The organism is Chryseobacterium gotjawalense (assembly GCF_030012525.1).
Taxonomy (GTDB): Bacteria; Bacteroidota; Bacteroidia; order Flavobacteriales; family Weeksellaceae; genus Kaistella; species Kaistella gotjawalense.
Map to the genome: position 1 here is coordinate 74,761 of NZ_CP124855.1, position 20,958 is coordinate 95,718.

12 protein-coding genes are annotated in these 20,958 nt (G+C 38.2%); 7 read left to right on the top strand and 5 right to left on the bottom strand.

Annotated features, from left to right (window positions below; genetic code table 11):
* Window positions 1–577: 577 nt before the first annotated feature.
* A complete protein-coding gene (locus QGN23_RS00360; RefSeq protein WP_282905079.1) occupies window positions 578–2,719 on the bottom strand; it encodes a S46 family peptidase in 2,142 nt (713 codons plus the stop codon).
* A 433-nt stretch (window positions 2,720–3,152) separates the two neighbouring features.
* On the opposite strand from QGN23_RS00360, the gene glgB reads away from it, so the two are divergent.
* The 4 genes from glgB (at window position 3,153) to QGN23_RS00380 (ending at window position 8,925) form a co-directional block, all read left to right on the top strand.
* Window positions 3,153–5,099, top strand: a complete 1,947-nt coding sequence (gene glgB / locus QGN23_RS00365; RefSeq protein ID WP_282905080.1) for a 1,4-alpha-glucan branching protein GlgB — start codon at window positions 3,153–3,155, stop codon at window positions 5,097–5,099.
* A 10-nt stretch (window positions 5,100–5,109) separates the two neighbouring features.
* On the top strand, window positions 5,110–6,543 hold the full coding sequence (locus QGN23_RS00370; protein ID WP_282905081.1) for a glycogen synthase: 1,434 nt from the start codon (window positions 5,110–5,112) through the stop codon (window positions 6,541–6,543).
* A 189-nt stretch (window positions 6,544–6,732) separates the two neighbouring features.
* Window positions 6,733–7,725 (top strand): EamA family transporter, encoded by a 993-nt coding sequence (locus tag QGN23_RS00375; RefSeq protein ID WP_282905082.1) that lies wholly within the window; start codon window positions 6,733–6,735, stop codon window positions 7,723–7,725.
* Window positions 7,726–7,947: 222 nt separating this feature from the next.
* Complete coding sequence (locus tag QGN23_RS00380) at window positions 7,948–8,925, top strand: L,D-transpeptidase (RefSeq protein ID WP_133440122.1); 978 nt, start codon at window positions 7,948–7,950, stop codon at window positions 8,923–8,925.
* Here QGN23_RS00380 and QGN23_RS00385 read toward each other — a convergent pair.
* Both QGN23_RS00385 and QGN23_RS00390 read right to left on the bottom strand, forming a co-directional pair.
* Complete coding sequence (locus QGN23_RS00385) at window positions 8,922–9,449, bottom strand: hypothetical protein (RefSeq protein ID WP_282905083.1); 528 nt, start codon at window positions 9,447–9,449, stop codon at window positions 8,922–8,924. The genes QGN23_RS00380 and QGN23_RS00385 overlap by 4 nt on opposite strands.
* Window positions 9,446–10,687: an aspartyl protease family protein gene (locus QGN23_RS00390; RefSeq protein WP_282905084.1), complete on the bottom strand. Its 1,242-nt coding sequence runs from the start codon at window positions 10,685–10,687 to the stop codon at window positions 9,446–9,448. The genes QGN23_RS00385 and QGN23_RS00390 overlap by 4 nt, the downstream gene beginning before the upstream one ends.
* 176 nt (window positions 10,688–10,863) lie before the next feature.
* Here QGN23_RS00390 and QGN23_RS00395 point away from each other — a divergent pair, with 176 nt between their 5' ends.
* Window positions 10,864–13,407, top strand: coding sequence for a phosphoenolpyruvate carboxylase (locus QGN23_RS00395; protein WP_282905085.1), 2,544 nt, complete (start codon window positions 10,864–10,866; stop codon window positions 13,405–13,407).
* Between the two features lie 498 nt (window positions 13,408–13,905).
* Here the strand turns inward: QGN23_RS00395 and QGN23_RS00400 are convergent, their stop codons facing one another.
* Window positions 13,906–15,513, bottom strand: a complete 1,608-nt coding sequence (locus tag QGN23_RS00400) for a S8 family peptidase (RefSeq protein ID WP_282905086.1) — start codon at window positions 15,511–15,513, stop codon at window positions 13,906–13,908.
* A gap of 492 nt (window positions 15,514–16,005) precedes the next feature.
* Here QGN23_RS00400 and QGN23_RS00405 point away from each other — a divergent pair, with 492 nt between their 5' ends.
* Window positions 16,006–17,130 carry a DegT/DnrJ/EryC1/StrS family aminotransferase gene (locus QGN23_RS00405; protein WP_282905087.1) on the top strand — a complete coding sequence of 375 codons (1,125 nt, stop codon included), beginning with the start codon at window positions 16,006–16,008 and terminating at the stop codon, window positions 17,128–17,130.
* A 59-nt stretch (window positions 17,131–17,189) separates the two neighbouring features.
* Complete coding sequence (galE, locus tag QGN23_RS00410; protein WP_282905088.1) at window positions 17,190–18,209, top strand: UDP-glucose 4-epimerase GalE; 1,020 nt, start codon at window positions 17,190–17,192, stop codon at window positions 18,207–18,209.
* Window positions 18,210–18,356: 147 nt separating this feature from the next.
* Here the strand turns inward: galE and QGN23_RS00415 are convergent, their stop codons facing one another.
* Window positions 18,357–20,882 (bottom strand): TonB-dependent receptor domain-containing protein, encoded by a 2,526-nt coding sequence (locus QGN23_RS00415; RefSeq protein ID WP_282905089.1) that lies wholly within the window; start codon window positions 20,880–20,882, stop codon window positions 18,357–18,359.
* Window positions 20,883–20,958 lie beyond the last annotated feature (76 nt).

Here is a 20,958-nt window from a genome sequence, read left to right on the forward strand (position 1 = left end):
GAAGATTAAAAAAAATATTTTTTATGAGTTTGTATAAGTCTTTCAATAGATCGGGGTTCTCACAATCCATAAACAGTCCGGCAGGCCGCGTCTTTCGTTTGGCTGCAGGTGCGGGATTCCTTTTGGTAGGCTACCAACACCGAAATCGCCCACTTGGTATCCTTTCAATGATTTGGAGTGTCTTCCCATTAAGTGCTGGGATATTCGATATTTGCTACATCAGCGCCGCATTGGGCGGTCCATTATCTAGTAAAAAGATCCGCCGAAGTTCAGGTAAATAGACTTTTTTGATGGTATTTACAAAAGAAGTAGACGAAAAGAAAACGATGATAATGTAACCTTAGAAACCTTAGAATTTTAAAACTAAACTGATAGCTGTGAAAGCAAGGATTCCGGAATTTCCGGAATTTTTTTTTGGATTATTTTAAATTTGGTGAGAATTGTTGAAGAATTAAATCAATCAAATAATTAAGAAGTATCTCCGATTTAAAATGCGTTGCCAAATATATTGATCCTTAAAAAATGTAAGAACGCACCTAAAAGGCGCGTTCCTACAAATATGATATTTAAAAAATATTTATTTCACAATTTTCATTTCGTTCAACAGCCATTTTGCGTCGGCATATTTATCAACAATGAAAAGAATATATTTGGTATCCACCATAATATTTCTACTGAAACGGGGATCGAAATTGATGTCACTCATCGTTCCTTCCCACTGTCTGTCGAAATTCAGTCCGATTAAATTTCCGTGTGCATCCAAAGCAGGACTTCCGGAGTTACCGCCGGTTGTGTGATTGGTTGCGGTAAAGTTTACGGGAACATCGCCGGTTTTGTCTTTGTAGATTCCGTAATCTTTCGTATTGTAAATGTTGACCAGTTTTTTAGGAACATCGAATTCATAATCACCGGGAACATATTTTTCCATCACCCCTTCCAGATGCGTTTGGTAACCGTAGTAAACCGCGTCTCTGGGGTTAGAACCTTTCACCTGGCCATAAGCGACACGAAGCGTAGAGTTTGCATCCGGGAAGAATTTACGGTCTTTATCGGTTTCCATTTGCTGCGCCATGAATTTCTTTTGAAGCACATCGATCTGATCCTGAAGTTCTGCATATTTCCCTTCAGTAGTTTTCATGTAGCTATCTTTCATTGAAGAAGCCAGCTGAATAATGGGATCGTTTTTAAGGTTTTTAATCAACTCCGCCGGATTGGCAAATACCTTGTCGATATTCGCTGACGCCGTTGCGCTGTTGAAAGTTCCGCGTCCGGTAATCACTGAATTTTTAGACCAGTTTTCAATGGTTGCTGAATTTTTATTAACCTCTTTAAACTGAGCGAAATTTGCAGGCAAAAATTTGGCAGGTGTTTTTTCTGCATACAAAGCGAGCAGCTGTGCTGTTACTTTAGCATCCAGTTCAGCATCATAATCTTTGTAAAATGAAGCAAGTCTGTTTTTGAAACCTGTCAGTGTCTGGTCGGTCATTTTTCCAGCTTCATAACTTTGCATAAAATTGATGTACTGATTGGCCAGTGACAAAGTTTCGGCATTTCTGGTCACTTCCGAATAATAAGAGCGGTTTAGCGAGTAAGGAGACTGCTCGTTGTACAAATTGTTCAGCTGATCAATCGTCGGTTTAATTTGCGGATTTTTTGCAATTAAAGTCTGCTCGTATTTTTTCTTTTTTCCAACGGCGTCAGATTTTTTCAAACCTTCAACTTCGCCGATCCATTTTTTCCAGTAATTGGCTACACCAGCGTATTTTGACGCATATTTAATTCTTGTTTCCGCATCGGTACGCATTTTTTCGTTTAAGGTTTTCAACGCGACTTCTCTTACGGCGATCATGGCAGGATCGGTTTCTGTCATTACCTTTTCTACAGCGATGGCAGGTAAATACTCGGTTGTTCTGCCGGGGAATCCAAAAACAAATGTGAAATCATTTTCCTGTTTGTCTTTAATGGAAACCGGTAAGAAATATTTCGGTTTGTAAGGGATATTGTCTTTTGAATATTCCGCTGGTTTATTGTTTTTGTCAGCATAAATCCGGAACATCGAAAAATCGCCGGTATGTCTTGGCCAAACCCAGTTGTCGGTATCAGATCCGAATTTACCGATTGAACTTGGCGGTGCACCAACCAAACGGATATCTTTGTAAGTTTCGATGATATAAGCGTAATATTTATTACCGTAATAAACGGGTTTAATGATTACTTTCTGCCAAGGTTCTAATTTAAAACCGGCTTTAACCGTTTCAAGATTTTTGGCAATCAGCGCTTCCGCCGCTTTAGAATCTAAATTTTGTGTTCCCGCCAAAACAGACCCCGTCACTTCTTTAATATCTGCGATAAAATCTACGGTCACGCCCGGATTTGGTAATTCTCCATTCATGTCTTTTGCCCAGAAGCCATCACTCAAATAATCATGTTCCACTGATGAGTGTTTCTGAATTTGACCGTAACCACAGTGGTGATTGGTCAGCAGTAAACCTTGTGGTGAAATTATTTCTGCGGTACAACCTCCGTTAAATTGTACGACCGCATCTTTAATACTCGGTTTTGAAGGATCGAAAATCTGTTTCGCAGAAATTTTCATTCCCAAATCTTTCATTTCCTTTTCGTTGAGTTCTGTAGGAATCCACATTCCGCCGTACTGCTGGGCAAATGCCATCACTGCCGGCAAAAGTATTGCTGCCAGCAATATATTCTTTCTATTCATTTTTAAAATTTGGCCTAAAAATAAGAAAATTTTTATTGATGAAGCAGTATTATGGGGCTTAAAATGAGTTGACCAATCTTTTCCATTATTTGGGGTGTTGAAATAACCGATCAATCACAGACTGAAATACCCGGGAATAAAAAGTTAATGATGTTTTCCGTCGTGATTATTGATCGTTTTTCAAATAAACAGAATGATGTTTCACGGTATTTTCAAATGTTAAAGGGCGGCATTTATTCAAAAGCCGATTTTGCAGAAATGATCTTTGTTCGGTTTTATTCTTAACTTAATGATTATAAGTGTTAAGCATTCATCAAATATTCTTTTTTTTAAAGGAGATGTTCGGTATTTTATCTTTATTTTAAATATATTTGATGGAGAAATGCGATTCCGTATTTTATTCTGAAAAAACAAACCTGAAAACCCCGAAATCATGCAAAATATAATTCCTCATTCTTTGTTTAGCGACCATGATATTTATCTTTTTAAAGAAGGAAACCATTATAAGTTGTATGAAAAATTTGGCGCTCATTCTATTGAAATTGATGGGGTCGAAGGCGTTTATTTCGCCATTTGGGCACCATTTGCTAAAGAGGTTTCTGTTATTGGTGATTTTAACGGATGGCATTCTGAAGCCCACAAATTACTGCCAAGATGGGACGAATCCGGAATTTGGGAAGGATTTATCGCAGGCTTAAAATGGGGAGATGTTTACAAATACGGAATCCGAACCAATAAAGGAGTTTTACTCGAAAAAGGAGATCCTTTTGCTTTAAGTTGGGAACAGAACCTACAGGCTGGTTCACTCGTTTCAACCACCTGGTTTGAATGGACGGATAAAAATTGGATGAAGGACCGTTCAAACAAGAATTCCATCAATGCGCCAATGTCGGTTTACGAAATGCATCTGGGATCCTGGATGCGCGGCACAGATGATCCACACCGTTTCTTCAGTTATAGAGAAATTGCAGAACGGCTTGTTCCTTATATGAAGGAAATGGAGTTTACGCACGTAGAATTCATGCCCATTATGGAATATCCGTATGATCCAAGCTGGGGCTATCAGGTGACAGGATTTTTTGCTGCCACCTCCCGTTTTGGTTCGCCGCAGGATTTAATGTTTCTAATTAATGAATTGCACCAGAACGAAATCGGCGTTATTTTAGACTGGGTTCCTTCTCATTTTCCGGGTGACGCCAATGGACTGCATTTCTTCGACGGTACTTTTTTATATGAACATGAAGATCCCCGAAAAGGTTTTCATCCTGACTGGAAATCCTATATTTTCAATTATGGAAGACCGGAAGTGAAATCGTTTTTAATCAGTAATGCTATATTTTGGCTCGACCGTTATCATGCCGACGGACTTCGGGTAGATGCCGTAACCTCAATGCTGCACCTGGATTATTCCAGAAATGAAGGCGAATGGGAACCGAATATTGATGGTGGAAATGTGAATCTGGAAGCCAGGAAATTCTTACAGGATTTCAATAAAGCAGTCTATAAAGAATTTCCGGATGTGATAACGATAGCCGAAGAAAGTTCAGACTTTCCCATGCTCACAAAACCAGTACACGACGGCGGTATCGGTTTTGGTATGAAGTGGATGATGGGCTGGATGCACGATACTTTGAAATATTTTAAAGTAGATCCAATTGATAGAAAATACCACCATAATAAATTGACGTTTGGCTCTGTTTACGTTTATAATGAAAATTATATGATGCCGCTTTCTCATGACGAAGTCGTCCACGGGAAAGCCAGTTTAATTTATAAGATGCCGGGCGATGAATGGCAGAAATTCGCCAATCTTCGTGCTTTATATCTTTATATGTTTACCCATCCCGGCGCAAAACTGCTGTTTATGGGTAATGAATTCGCGCAAACCCGCGAGTGGAATTTTACCCAAAGTCTCGATTGGCATTTGCTCCAATTTCCTTTTCACAAAGGAATGCAGGAATTTGTAAAAAGATTGAATCATTTATACAGAAATGAAACCGCCCTGTACGAAAATAATTTTTCACCCCAGGGAATGGAGTGGGTGGACGCGAATGATGCCGATAATTCCATTTACATTTATTTAAGGAAAGGAAAAAAAGAGGACGATGTTTTAATGGTGGTTCTAAATTTAACACCAAGAGTTCTTGATTATAAAATCGGTATTGATGAGGGGACGAGTTGGGAAGTGATTCTGAATTCGGATGACACGCAATTTGCGGGAAGTGGTGTGAAGGCAGAAGTGGAGGATGAAGAAGACGATGAATGGATGTACAGGCCCAATGCAATTGTCTTAAAATTACCACCGCTTGCCGGCGTTATTTTAAAACAGAAAAAATTACAGACAGCTGTGGTTGAAAAGGAGAAGAGTGTAAAAAACTGAGAAATAGTAGATGCCAAATAGAATACATGAACGTAAAATGAGAATATTTAACCTTTCTATCGAATGTTATCCTGTCGCCAAAGTTGGCGGACTTGCCGATGTGGTAGGAGCATTGCCTAAATATCTCAATAAAATCGATGGGGTGGAAGCCAGCGTAATTATGCCCTGGTACAATAAACCGTTCGTTCACGACCACAGTTTCGAGCTGGTTTTTGACGGTTGGATTCATCAGCACCGGCAAAGTTTTCAAGTTCAGGTCATGAAAGAACGTTCCAAAGTTTTAGGTTTTGATTTGTATTTGGTGAAAATTCCGGGACTTTTGGACCGGGATAATCCTTACGGATACTGGGATGAAAGTCAGCAGTTTCTGGCTTTTCAACATGGAGTACTGCATTGGCTGACCGCCATGGAGATTCGCCCCGACGTTTTGCACTGCCATGATTATCATACCGGTCTGGTTCCTTTTATGGTAGAAAATTGTCCTGAGTTTAGTTTTCTAAAGGGCGTAAAAACAATCGGTACCATTCATAACGGCGAATATCAAGGGCAGATGAGTTGGGAAATGATTAATTATTTTCCCTGGTTTGATGGCGCGAAATGGGGTTTGCTGGATTGGGACGGCTACATCAATCCATTGGCTGCGATGATAAAATGTTGCCATTCTTTCAATGCTGTTTCTGGCGGTTATATGGATGAACTGTTTGAAAATTTCCGCGGTCTGGAAACTTTAGTCAGACAGGAATATGCAAAAGCAAACGGTATTATCAACGGCATAGATACCGAAATATGGGATCCTAAAGTCGATCCGTTCCTCGCTTTTAATTATGGAAAAAAAGATGCTGACTCCGGTAAGTGGAAAAATAAAAAAGAGATTTGCGAAGAATATGGTCTGAATCCCAATTTGCCGCTGTTCAGTTTCATCGGTAGATTTGCGGGCGAAAAAGGAGCCGATTTTTTACCGGAAATCGTCTGGAAAAGTATCCGGGAAACCTACGGCGCTTTGAATATCATTATTTTAGGTTCAGGTGATAAAAATATCGAAAATCAATTGTCGGAATTGTCTCATTCTTTTTCAAATTTCGCTCTGGATCTTGGGTACAAAGAATATTTATCCCATAAAATTTATGCTTCTTCCGATTTTTTATTAATGCCTTCCAGAGTGGAACCCTGCGGACTCAACCAAATGTACGCCATGCGGTACGGAACCGTTCCGATCGTCAGATATACCGGTGGTTTACGGGATACAGTAGAAGATATCTCAACAGGCGGAAGCGGACTCAATTTCGGTGAAGCAAGTGCAAATGCCGCTGTTCATGCAATCCATCGCGCTTTGCATATTTTTCATAAAGAGGGTTTGATGAAACAGTTGGTGCAATCGAATATGAATTTTGATTTCTCCTGGGAAAAATCTGCCGAGAAATACCTGGAGCTTTATGAAAAGTAACTGAATTTTTCAGCTTCGATCATAGTTCGCCATTAATCATCAACTAAAGCTGATATTCTTAAATTTATTCCGAAAATCAATGTGCTTTTTTCAAAAATCAAGGAGTTTTTTCCACTGATGACTTTTTAATTTTCGACATAATTGGCTCACAAATTTATAAAACCGTAAGTTTGCAGGCTGAAAAAAATTATGGAAAAGAAAAATATGTTAAAAGGGGTTTTGTATGTTGCGCTGGGAGCAAGTATTTTCGGCATGTTGGCCACGTTTGTTAAATTGTCTTATCAAGACGGATATACGACCTCCGAAGTTACCACGGCACAATTCGTTCTGGGATTGACAGGTTTATTTATTTTAAATCTGATACAGAAAAAAACTTCAAAAAAACCACTTGCCCAGCCAACGCCCAAAGAGATTAAAATGTTGATGCTGGCAGGAACATCTTTAGGCTGTACCAGTCTATTTTACTATATCTGCGTTCAGTATATCAATGTATCTATCGCAATCGTATTGTTGATGCAGTCGGTCTGGTTCAGCGTTGTTATAGAAAGTGTAATATCGAAAAAATTTCCTAATGCCAAAAAGGTGGTCGCAACTGTAATCGTTCTGATCGGAACATTCTTCGCAACCAATATGATTAATCTGGACGTTAAATTGGATTTGCACGGTGTTTTTTGGGGACTGATGGCGGCAGCGTCATTCAGCATGACGATGTTCACTTCCAATAAAATAGCAACCCATATTCCGGTGTTGAGGAAAAGTATGATTATGCTTTCCGGAGGCGCTGTCATTGTATTTCTGTTTCTCTTTTTTGCACAGGTCGGTCCTCTGCATTTTGAGGTGTTGAAAACATTTTATTTGAATTTTACAGATAATACAGACCATATCAGGGCTTTTGATTTTTCGATATTCTATACTTACGGTTTCATTCTGGCTTTGTTCGGAACGATTATTCCGCCGACTTTGTTTAATCTCGGGTTTCCAAAAACAGGTTTAGGATTGGGAAGTATTGTTTCGTCTCTGGAGCTGCCGGTTTCCGTTACGATGGCATTTGTATTATTGGGTGAAAAAGTTATTTTAATCCAATGGATGGGGATTCTTTTAATACTTTTTGCGATCGTGTTGATGAATTTGCCTTCCAAAAAAAAGGAATTACAGCCCAATTATCTGAAAGTAGATCATTAATGTAAGGAATATCCGAAATCCGGAAGAACTTTAAAATCTGGGGACTTTCCATTAAGATTTTGCATGCTGATTAAAAAAGGATATGCATTTTAATTGATTAATGATTTCAATTAAAAACTGAAAAATGATTTCAACTGTAAATTATATTTTTTTGAAAAAGAGTCTCATTTCCTTTGTTAGTGGTACTGTTATTGCAAAGTAAATGTTTATTTAAAATAAACTATGCTTAGACTTTCTCAAAAAAAACTTTTCAATCTGATTCTTTTGACCTCGGTTATTTCATTTGCTTTACAATGTGAAAAGGGACAGGAAACTGCTTCCCGGGAAATCGAACTGAAAAAACTGGATTCCGCTGCAAAAGCAAAAAAGGATTCTTTAATTCAGGATTCTATTCAAAAGAATACCGTTGCTTATCGTGCCTTTATTTTTCCTGCAAAGAAAAAAGATTCAGCGATGGCGGCTTTTAATAAAGAGTTTTCAAAAGAAGATCAATATGTGATTTTAGCTTTAAACCGTCTTGATTTAAAAAATAAATGGCGTGCTGATACGCTTGCTGTTCCCGATAAAATAGATTCTACTTTGATGGCTTATTCGCCATTTCCGCATCAATTGGAAATTCTGAAAGACGTTCATAAAATAGTTTTCTTTTCTTACCCGATTCAGGCTTTTGCCGTTTATGAAAACGGAAATCTTCTAAAATGGGGACCTACAAGTATGGGTTCAAAAGCCGCCCAGACCAAACGGGGATTGACATTTGCGAACTGGAAAAAAGAACTGTCAATTTCTACTGTTTCCAGCGAATGGAAATTACCGTATAACTTTAATATTCACAATACTTTAGGAATTGGCTGGCATCAATACGATCTGCCCGGCTATCCGGCCTCGCATTCCTGTTTGAGATTGTTGAGGAACGATGCGAAGTTTTTGTACAATTGGGCAGATCAGTGGATTTTGAACAAAGGCGGAGCAACGGTAAGAGCAAACGGAACTCCCGTCATTGTTTTTGGGGATTACAAATGGGGCAAGAAAAAACCATGGAAAAATTTAATTCAGGATCCCAAAGCTGATGATATTTCGGTAGAAGATTTGACTGAAATTATAAAACCCAATCTCTCGAAAATTTTGGAGGAGCAAAAGAGAACCGATGAGGTTCGTGGCGGAATAACCGCTGCAAAAGCCGGAGAAAAAGTCGCTGCTTAATTTTTTTCAAAACTTCGGATCGATTCTTCTGCGAATTCCCGAAGTTTTTGCATTTGCTTTTTACCCTGCCATTTTCCGATTCGCGCTGCCGCAAAAGTTAAACCCAGGAAAACCACCATCGCTATTGAAAAACTGAAGGCCCACGGGAAATCATGACTTTTAATCTGTTTTTCTACCAGCCAGATGGTGATGGAAACCATCCACATGATTCCGAAAATAAAGTTGAGAAACATAAAAAAAGTCCACACGGCAGAAGTCGGCCCGAAAACACCGCGGATCACCGTTTTGTTTTCATCAGGATCGGTTTCTGTGCGAAGGGACAGACAAGGATTCCAGTAGTTATTTTGTTCAGTTCGAACGGTGATTATAGAAATTTCTTTATTTACGTTTCCTTGAAATTCGTCAGCATGTTCCTGCAGAAAGCGTTTCAAATAAGCCGTGTATTCTTCCCTGGAGATTTCGGTGATTATTTTAAATCTCGGTCTGGAGCGGATATGGTCGAGGACAGTTTCTTCAATTTTCATTTTTGATAAGGGATTGGGTCTTCTAAAGTAATGGTAAAGTTGAGAACCTGATTGCCTCTTTCTATTTTCAGATCGATTTTTTTACCGTTTCCTTCTTTAAAATAATTATTAATTTTCTCCATAGTCATATTGTTCACGGGCTTTTTGTCGATGCTGATGAGTTGATCATTTTTACGGATTCCTGCCACGAAACAGGGTGAATCTTTACGGCATCCGGCTACAGAAAATTTTGGTTTCAGAACAAAATTATACTGAAATTTCTGTGTTTGATCTATAACTTCTATGCCGTCGGCAGCTTTTACATTTTTTTTTGTTTCAACTTCTACAAGATCTTTTTCCCAGGTCATGCCGTCCTGCTGAATATCCAGACCACTGCTGTTGAATAAAAAAGGATCATTGTAATTTTTATTTCTTTTAAGCAAAATCCTTTGACCCGGATAATCGAAAATCACCGTAAAACGTCTTAAGATATCATTGCCAACCGAGCCTTTCCGACCGGGAACTAATTTTAAATTTTGAATCGAATATTCATCAGGCATCGCGGTAAGCGGTTCTGCAAAATTGAATTTCCCCAAATATAAATTGTGGATACGGCTTCTTTTCCCGAAAATATCACCATTGAAACCACGCCCCAGATAATCATCAATGTTGGGACGGTTGTATTCGAAGTTTTCGATGAGTTTGGGGAAAAGCCAGATTGCATCGCTGTTTCCTAAATCGATCAGCATTTTTGACTGGACTTTCTTGTCGGTCATTTCAACATCGGCCATAATATATGGTTTATTATTTTCGATGGTGATCGGGAATTCGGTAAATCTTTTCTGGCGTTTAATCAAGCTGTTTTCATCGTTGAAAACGGTAATTTTTTTTGAAGTAAAATTAATTTCAACCGGATGGTCTTTAAAAAACTGATAACCGATGATTCCATTGACCGGGATGCCTACATGCGATGAGAAATTAATGCCTTCATCTAAAATAATAAAAACGGTATGTTTAGCATCTTTGTAATCTTTCCCGATACTGACCGTGTTGTTTTCCGATTTCAAACCTTCAATATCCATACTTTCCCCTAAACCGGAAAATTTTATTTTTTCAACATCCTTAAAGTTGACTTCTTTTTTATCTAAACTAAAGAGGATCGTTTCATTTACTCCGGAATCCAGCAGAAAGGTTAAATCTACCCCATTAATATTGATTGGAATGAAAATTAAATTATTAATCAGTTTAAAAGGGATCACCGTTTTTTTTTGGTGAAGAATTTTGAATCCCTTTTGTGCAAAAGAAAATGTAAAAATGAAAATTAGTATTATTTTTAGAAATTTCATCTAATGAAGATACAAATTTATTATGAAAATGATAATTCTTTTGAAGGTAAAAGTTTTTAATAAGAATTAAAATGCACTAAATTTGTTAGATGCTACACGAAGAAAAAAAGGAGAAATTCCATCAGTTGGTCGAGAATAAATTCCAAATTTATAACTCCCTCTTTATGAGTTTGCCGTACGATAAAATGTCTAATATCGGTATGCTGCTGCCTTTTCTTTATGAGGAAAGTAAAGCGGGATATGAAGCCGGAAAAAGTCCGGAAGAAATAGTGGAAGAGTTTTTCAGCAAACACACCGAACTGAAAACTGAAGAACAGAAAACCGAACTGCTTTTTAAAATCATTCAATATATTGAAAGACAGGTCGTCTTGTATGACAGTATTGAGGATGCAGCATTTCCGGAACTTCACTCTGACCGGGATGCAGGAACGGTTCTTCAGCTTCATGAGCGGGCGTTGCAGGAGCATCAGTTGGAAGCGACGCGGAAAAAGCTCAAAGATTTTGCGATAAAAGTAGTATTCACAGCACATCCGACCCAGTTTTATCCCAATGCTGTTCAGCGGATTTTACATGATTTGCGGACTGCAATTACGAATGATTCGGTGACTGCTATTGATATGCTTCTGCAGCAATTAGGGAAAACACCTTTTCTTAATCAACAAAAACCAAGTCCTTTAGATGAAGCTTTGAGTATTATTTTTTATCTGCGTTATGTGTATTATGACACGATCGGCGAATTGTATAAAAAATTAAAAAACACCTTCAGCACCAGTAATTTTACACCTGATCAGGATGTGATTCAGATGGGATTCTGGCCCGGCGGCGATCGCGATGGAAATCCTTTCGTTACCGCAGAAATCACGAAACAGGTTGCCCGGGAACTTCGGCTTTCTATTTTGAAATCCTATTACGCGCATCTGAAAAAAGTGAGAAGGAGATTGAGTTTCCGAGGAGTTTCCGAAGTTTTAGATGGATTAAGTGATGATTTGTATGATGCTATTTTTAAAGAAGAAGCAGCGATTTCTGCCGGAGATATTTTATCGAAAATTGAAGAAGCTGAAAAAATTCTGATCGAACAGCATAACGGACTTTTCTATAATCTGTTGGAAGATTTCAAAGACCGCGTGAATATTTTCGGGACGCATTTTGCAACACTGGATATCCGGCAGGACAGCCGCGTTCATCAACAGGTAATCGACGAAATTATTGAAAAAAAATCCGGATTAAATCTTGACGAAATTTCTGTTGAAGAAAAACTCGACTGGATTTTGAATACAAACGTTAGTTTGGATCCCAATGATTTCGAAGGTATCACCAAAGACACTTTGCAAAATGTGTATCACATTAAAGACATTCAGAAAAAAAACGGACAGAGAGGAATGAATCGGTACATCATTTCTAATTCTGATCATATCAAGGATGTGCTGAATGTTTTTGCCTTATTCCGGTTTTGCGGTTACCGGGAAGAGGAAATCAATATGGATATAGTGCCGCTTTTTGAGACCATGGAAGGTTTGGATGCCGGTGAACAGGTGATGAAACAGTTATATGAACTTCCGGTGTATAAAAAACATCTGGAAAGACGTGGAAATGCACAAACCATCATGCTTGGTTTTTCTGATGGAACCAAAGACGGCGGTTATCTGAAAGCCAACTGGGAGATTTATGAAACCAAAGAACAGCTCACCAAAATTTCTGACCGGTACGGGATTAAAGTAATTTTCTTCGACGGCAGAGGCGGCCCGCCCGCGAGAGGTGGTGGAAAAACCCACGACTTTTACGCCTCTCAGGGGAAAACAATTGCCAATCATCAGATTGAGTTAACCGTTCAGGGACAGACAATCACCAGTGTTTTCGGAAATAAAGATCAGGCGAAATATAATTTTGAACAGTTGTTAACCGCCGGTATAGAAAACGATGTCTTTAAAAATGCCAAAAAAGATTTATCGGAAAAAGAGAGAACGCTTCTCGAAGAACTGGCAGAAATCAGTTATAAAAAATATTCGGATTTAAAAGCGCATCCGCGGTTTGTTTCTTATCTGCAGGAAATGAGTACGCTGGAATATTATGGCAGAACGAATATTGGAAGCCGCCCTACGAAAAGAGGAGCGGGTGGTGAACTGAAATTTGAAGATCTTCGGGCGATTCCTTTTGTGGGTTCCTGGAGTCAGCTGAAACAAAATGTTCCCGGATTTTTCGGGTTTGGATTTGCGCTGCAGGAATTAAAAAATAAAGGCCGGTTTGATGAAGTCAAGAGTTTGTATAAAGGTTCTGATTTCTTTAAAACATTGGTTTTGAATTCGATGATGAGCATGAATAAATCTTATTTCCCCTTAACCTCTTACATGAGGAAAAACGAAAAGTTCGGGGAATTCTGGACCATTCTTTTTGATGAATATAACCTGTCAAAATCTTTGATGCTCGAACTGACCGGTTTTCAGGAATTAATGGAAGAAGAGCCGCTTTCTCAAATGTCGGTAAAAATCCGGGAAAAAATTGTACTTCCGCTTTTGAGCATTCAGCAATATGCTTTAATTAAAATTCAGAAAGAAGAAGGCAACCGGGATGCTTATGAAAAACTCGTGATGCGGTCGCTTTTTGGGAATATCAATGCCAGCAGGAATTCGGCGTAAGGAAAAGACGGTCGGTTAGCAGCCAAATGATAAGAAGTAATATATTCTTAAATCTCAAAAAAATAGATTCATTAAATTTTAATGCTTTATTAAGAACGTGTAAAATTAATTTAAAAGAAGTGAGAACAGGTACAGAAAATAAAATATTCCAGCAGCGGATCGATATTCAAATTCAAGATCTGGGAAATATTTAATTTTTTTTCGTAACAGAGATTTTTATTATCTTTATATTATTGTAACCTTTTATTACAAAAAAATATAAGTACAAAAACATAAAACAAAAAACGATGGCTTATCTGATTCTTCCAGTCCTGCTGACCGTAGTATTTATCGTATATGTGCTTTATCTCATTTTTATTAAAAAAGATAAAGAACAATTGAAGTCCGTATATTTTCCGGGTGTACTGTTTATTGTTATTTGGGCTGCTATTTATTATTTTTTGTTGAAATGAATCCTTGTACATAAAAAAACCTTTTAACAGAAGGTCTTTTTATGTATTATTTCTTAATAATTTTCTTGATATATTCGTTTGTTTCTGTCTGTACTTTCAGGAAGTACACTCCGCTGGCTAAATGCTCGACAGTATTCGTTTTCTCATTTTTCAATGTCTGAATTTTTCTGCCTAAAGTATCATAAAGCTCTACTGAAATAATTTTTTCCTCAGTTTTAATGGTAAAAGATTTAGCAACTGGATTTGGATAAATTTCCAGGTTTGATTTTCTTCCGTTTTCTACCACTGCTAAAGCTGCATTATTCCATGTTTTTCCAAAGTCCAAAATTCCATATCCTTTCTGAGCATCGCTGCCCGGATAAAGAGATGAATTTTGACGGAGAAGATTGCTTATTTCATCGACCTTTTTATTTGGCAACGCTTCTATCAGGCAGGCAACACCGCCCGCAGCTAATGGGGTGGCAAATGAAGTTCCGTTGCTTGTGGTGACAGAATTATTATAGCCCATGTACGTGGAAGTTCCTCTTGCGCTGGCGTCCGGTTTTATTTGTCCTAAAGCATTCGGGCCAAAAGAAGAAAAAGAAGAACTTCCTCCCGTAGAAGTCACGGCTCCAATCGTAAATACTTTTTCATTATCTGCTGGAGTGATGATGTATTTCCAAGGTTTCTGGGCTTCGTTTCCGGCAGCGGCCAGAACAAAAATTCCTTTCTCGGTGGCGATTTGTGCTGTTCTTGCGATGAATGAAGTGGTTCCGTTCATATCCGAATACAATAAATTATAACGGGGATCATCGAAATCGTAGTAGCCCAGTGATGTGGTAATTAAATCCACTCCTTTCCGGTCCGCTTCTTCTGCTGCTTCAGTCCAGTAAAGCTGTTCTTCGGGAATTTCATTGTTAGCATCTTCAGTTGCATATAAATAGAAATCGGCATCCGGTGCAGTGCCTACAAAACTGTTTTCAACGTAGCCCGCAATCACTCCCAGACAGTAGGAACCGTGATTATTGAGTGAAGTATTATAAATGTCACTGCTTTTATTGATGAAGTTGTAGCCACCTTTAATCTGGCCGTTATCTCTCATTCTGGCATAAACGGAACCCGTATTTACGGTCGGGAATCCGGTGTCAATCACTGCAATCGTAACTCCAGTTCCCGTAAAACCTGCGATATGCAGCGGACGGAGATTCACCTGATTGATCTGTGATAAGCCTAATCCATAGTTAAAAGTGGTTTTTCCTAAAGAATTATTAAACTCATCGAATTTATTAACTTTTTTTGTTTGTGCTTTTCCGCCGTTCGGATGTTTGATAAATTGCTCTACCGAAAGCACATACGGTTCGGTTTGCAGGTCCGCAATCTGTGCGGCGGTTGCATTCACGGCCACACCGTTCATCCATTTGGAATAGTCTTTTACCGTAAAACCCAGATTTGCAATATTCTGAATATAGGTGGGCTCAATCGGAGCATCCTGGTCATTCAGCGCGATTCCGTATTTCGTTCTTCTGTCGAGCGATTTCTGAGTTAATTCGGTAAGCGGATTTGCATAAAAGGCCGCTTTATTCGGTTTGTCTTTAAAGAATACAAAAACAAGCTGCGTCTGCGCGTGCGTAAAAACAAAGAATAAAAGAATAAAAAAGGATATCAGTTTTCTCATTTTGTTTCATTGTTAAATTGAAACAAAAATAGAAAAATGCTGAATATTTTCAGTGTTTTCTTTGAATATATTTTAATAGTCTTATTTAATATCGGTTTGTTTCCGTTTTTATTAATGTTGCATTTTCCGCCTCTTGATCCTGTGAGAACCTGATGTCCGTTATAAGTTCCTTTCATTTCCAGGGTTATACGGAGCAGAAGGTGCATCTTTTTTTGGTGTATTTTCTTTTTGTTTTGGTTGTTGGCGTGGTTGTGTCCAGAGTTTGTACAAAAAATCGGCGGTTCCGAATGCATTTATTAAAGCAATATAAGGAACAATTTTGTTGTTTTCATGATCATTTTATTTACGTTAAAGATTAAAAATTTATCTCAAATTATTGAATAAGTATTTATTAATCAGAACATTAACCGTTTTTGTAGTAAATTAAAAAACATTAAAGAGATTTAGTTTTTTAAAAAACTTAATTTTAGTAAATTTGAGCAAATATTTTTTATGAAAAAGATTCAGATGGTTGACCTGCAAAGTCAATATTATAAGATAAAATCAGATGTAGATAATGCAATTCTCAATGTTTTAAATACCGCAGCATTTATTAATGGACCTGAAGTGAAATCTTTCCAGTCCGAATTAGAAACTTATCTTGATGTAAAACACGTGATTCCGTGCGCGAACGGAACTGATGCTTTGCAGATCGCTTTGATGGCGCTTAATTTACAGGAAGGCGATGAGGTGATTACTGCGGATTTCACTTTTGCGGCGACCGTGGAAGTAATTCATCTGCTGAAGTTAAAAGCGGTTTTAGTCGATGTAGATTACGATACTTTCACCATGGATTCTGAAAAATTGAAAGCAGCAATTACATCCAAAACGAAAGCGGTTATTCCGGTTCATTTGTTTGGACAGTGTTCCAATATGGAAGAGATTTTAAAGATTGCCAAAGAACACCATCTTGCTGTAATTGAGGATAACGCACAGGCCATCGGTTCTGAGTTTACCTTTTCAGATGGAACGGTGAAGAAATCAGGAACCATGGGAATTATGGGGACAACTTCTTTCTTTCCTTCCAAAAACTTAGGTTGTTATGGCGACGGCGGCGCGATTTTCACCAATGATGATGAACTCGCACACAAACTCCGAGGAATCGTGAATCATGGAATGTACGAAAGATATTACCATGATGAAGTGGGTGTGAATTCCCGTTTGGACAGTATTCAGGCGACGGTTTTAAGAAAAAAACTCACTTTACTGGATAATTATAACGAGGCCCGCAGAAAGGCTGCTGATTATTATGACGAAGCTTTTGCCGGAAACGAAAATATTTTAACACCGAAAAGAGCAGAAAATTCTACCCACGTTTTTCACCAGTATACGTTAAGAATTCTGAACGGAAAAAGAAATGAACTGCAGCAATTTTTAGCAGAAAGAGAAGTTCCGGCAATGATTTACTATCCGGTAGCTTTAAGAAAACAAAAAGCCTATTTTCAGGAAAGTAATGATGCGGATTTTGTGAATACCGATCAACTGCTCGAGCAAGTGATTTCTTTGCCAATGCATACCGAACTGGAAGAAGAGCAGTTGAAATATATTACAGATGCGGTGCTGGAATTTATGAAATAAATCCGGCTCAAATATTCATCGATAATCTTACACCCATCATCAAACATCCATCATCCAGCATGACCATACTCGTAACAGGCGGACTAGGCTACATCGGCTCACACACCGTTGTAGAACTTTTACAAAATAATTTTCAAGTCATTATTGTCGATGATTTATCGAATTCAGAAAAGTTTATTCTCGATAATATTGAGAAGGTTGCCGGAAAAAGACCCGTTTTCTTTCCGTTCGACCTTAAAAGAAAAGAATTGCTTTCTCAGGTTTTTGATGCTTACGAAATTGATGGCTGTATTAATTTTGCTGCGTTTAAAGCAGTAGGAGAGAGCCAGGAAAAACCGCTGGATTATTATGAAAACAATCTGTTTTCTTTAATAAATATCCTTCAGGAATTTAAAAAAAGAAATATTTCCAACTTTATTTTCAGTTCTTCCTGTACAGTTTACGGACAGGCCGACGAACAGCCGATTGACGAGAATACGCCGCTCAAAATGCCGGAATCATCTTATGGAAAGACCAAACAAATGGGCGAGGAAATTCTGAAAGATTTCGCAACGGCTTACCAAAAAAAGGTTTCTCTGCTTCGGTATTTTAATCCGATCGGTTCTCATCCCTCTGCATTGTTAGGAGAATTGCCGATTGGTATTCCCAATAATTTAGTTCCTTATGTCACACAAACTGCGTCGGGAATTCGTGAGAAATTATCAATCTGGGGAAATGATTATGATACAGAAGACGGAACGGCGGTTCGGGATTATATTTATGTGGTCGATCTCGCAAAAGCGCACGTGAAAGCTTTGCAGAAATTAATGGCAGAAAATGAAGAAACCGTAATCGATATTTACAATTTAGGTACAGGAAAAGGATCTTCAGTTTTAGAAGTCGTGGAAGCTTTTGAAACAGCGAACGATGTGAAAGTTCCTTATCAGATTTGTGAAAGAAGAGCGGGTGATATTACGATTGCTTATGCCAACGCTGATAAAGCTGAAAGAGAACTCGGCTGGAAGGCTGATACTTCTTTAGAAGAAGCTTTAAGAACCACTTGGGAATGGCAGAATTATCTTGTGAGTAGGGAATTATAAAAAGCTCACTGATTTACCGGATTTTTCTGTTGTAAAATTTCATCCATCAGAAAAGTTCAGATCAAAAAAAATCCTGAAAAATTAATTTCAGGATTTTCTTTTTTTATGCTTTTTACACCGTACATTTTTACGTTGTACCGTTAAAATTTACATTGGTGGACCTTGGTCATCAGCACCCTGGCTGTTGGCATTGATGTCTTTTTTCTTTTTAGGTGCGTCAATTTTTTCACCTTGTTTGAACCGGTAAGTCAAAGAGATATTGAAGGTTCTCGGACTCCAGCGCATATAAGAATCTCTTTCGTATCCAGGACCCAAACTGGTGGTGTTTCTACCTCGGGTTCCTAAGATATCCTGAATGTTAAACGCGATTGTTCCATTGTTTTTCCAGATGGTTTTGTTGGCACCGAAATTTAAAACATACATGTCTTTACTTGTGCTGGAAGCGGTTTTTTCTCCACCCCGGTAGAAACCTTGCAGCTGCATATTCAGTGTTTTATCGATTTTGAAACTGTTGGTTAATCTGAGTCTTGTAGAGAAACCTGAGCCCTCAAAAGAAAGAGGAGTCTGCATTCTCGATGGGTCGAAATAGGAACCTTCTGATTTGTATCCGTAAAGATCAGCACTTGCCATAATTTTATACCAAGGGAAAAGATCGGCAGTTAAATTTAAATCTAAACCATAGTTCGCCTGATTGCCTACATTGTAAGGGCTTGTCACCAAAACATCAGAACCAATAGATTGACTTAGCAAAACAAATTTCACATCATCCGTTGTTTTTCTGTAATACAAAGTTGGATTGATGGTGAATTTTTTCTTCTGAACCGCATAACCCAATTCAAAAGAGTCTACGTATGACGGATTTAAGTCTTCATTACCACGGAATAAATTCTGGCGGTTTGCCAAAGATGTTGGGTAAGGAATCAAAAACCAGGAACGCGGTCTGTTGATTCTTCTGGAGTAATTTAAAAGCAACTGATCATTGCGGTCTCCTCCTAAATCGTAACTCAAAAATACGCTCGGGAAAAAGCCGGTATAATCTTTCTTTTTGTTAGACGTATTTCCGCTTAAACTTTGATATTCAATATTGATGTTTGAATTTTCCGCTCTTAAACCTAACTGGTAACCTAACTTATCAAATTTACTTTTGAACTGAGCATAACCAGCATTGATTGTTTCATCATAAACCGTGTTGCCACTATATGCATCTACAATTCCGAATTTTAAATTGAGATCGGTTTCGCTATTAAGGAAATCATAATCATTCGTATTCCGGTCAATTCTATAACCTGCCTCTAATTTTGATTTTTCACCAAGTGGCAATTCGTAATCCACTTTACCGATTACTGATTTATTAACCGTATTGTTATTTCCTAAAGTTCCGTATCCAAAAACCGACTGATTATATTCTTTGGAATCTTCGGTGGATTTATTATTGCTTCTTTGTAAACTTAAGGAAAGAGCAATATTATGTCCGTTGCCATTAAACTTATGATCCAAGCCAACATCTCCCTGCAAAGAAAGGTTCGAACTGTTTCCCAGAGCCTTGGTTTGCGAATAGCTGTTTAAAACTCTTGCCGCATCATAATTGATGTTATCAACTTTATTATCGCTGTTGCTAGAGAAATTACGAATCATTCCCGACAGATTGAATGACGTTTTTTCTGTTAAATCAACATTAAAACCTGCAGTCGCATTGTAATTATTGCTTTCGCTTTTGTTACGGGAATTCTGTTCAAAATATCTTGTCGTTGCCAGGGTAAGAGGGTCAAAGAACCGGGTGTCGCTATCGCTTTTACCTTCTCCTTTCCGGTAACCGCCGCCACCATTAAGGAACCAGGTCCAGTCGCCTTTTTTCCAGCTGAGGTTGGTATTTAAACTGGTCGTTGGTAAATAACCTAAACTTCCGACCACACTTCCGTTGAAGCCCATCCCTTTGGATTTCTTTAAAATGATATTTAAAATACCTGCAGTTCCGCTCGCTTCAAATTTTGAAGAAGGGTTGGTAATGACTTCAATTCTTTCGATTTGATCTGCCGGAATAGATTGCAGTGCATTCGCGCCGCTGTCGATTCCAAGTAAAGCAGATGGTTTTCCATTGATAAGGAATTTTACGTTAGAGTTTCCGCGCATAGAAACGGTACCGTCGGTATCTACGCTTACGGAAGGAACGTTGGTTAAAACATCCTGTAAGTTTCCTCCTTTACTGATGATGTCTGTAGACGGGTCATATACTTTTTTGTCGAGTTCTACCCGGTAAGGTTTCGTAGAAGCTGCGGTAATAGTTACTCCTTCAATATCCTGGGTTTTCCCATTGGTTGAAGAGCTTTCAGATATAACGGTGAAATTTCCAAGATTACCGGCAGCAGAAATTTGCTTATTCAACATGCTTTTTTTAAAGTCAATTGCTTCGATGCTGATGTCGTAGTTTCCGGGAGACAGCTGAAGTTGATAAGCTCCTTTTTCATCGGTTAACGCTGCGTCACTGAAAAGTTTGTTGGCTTTGTTGCTGAAGGTTACCGAAGCGTAAGGAACGGCGTTGTTTTGTTGGTCAACAATTTTTCCGCTTACATTTACTTTCTGCTGTGCAAACGCCAAACTCGCTGCACCCAACACGAACGACAGTCCTAATGTTCGTTTTTTGATAATTGATGAAATCTCAATTTTGTTCGTCATATTTTTAGTTTAAACTATACTGATTACTTTTTTTAACTAAAGTTAAATTAAATGTTTGTTTTATTTTTTAATTTTA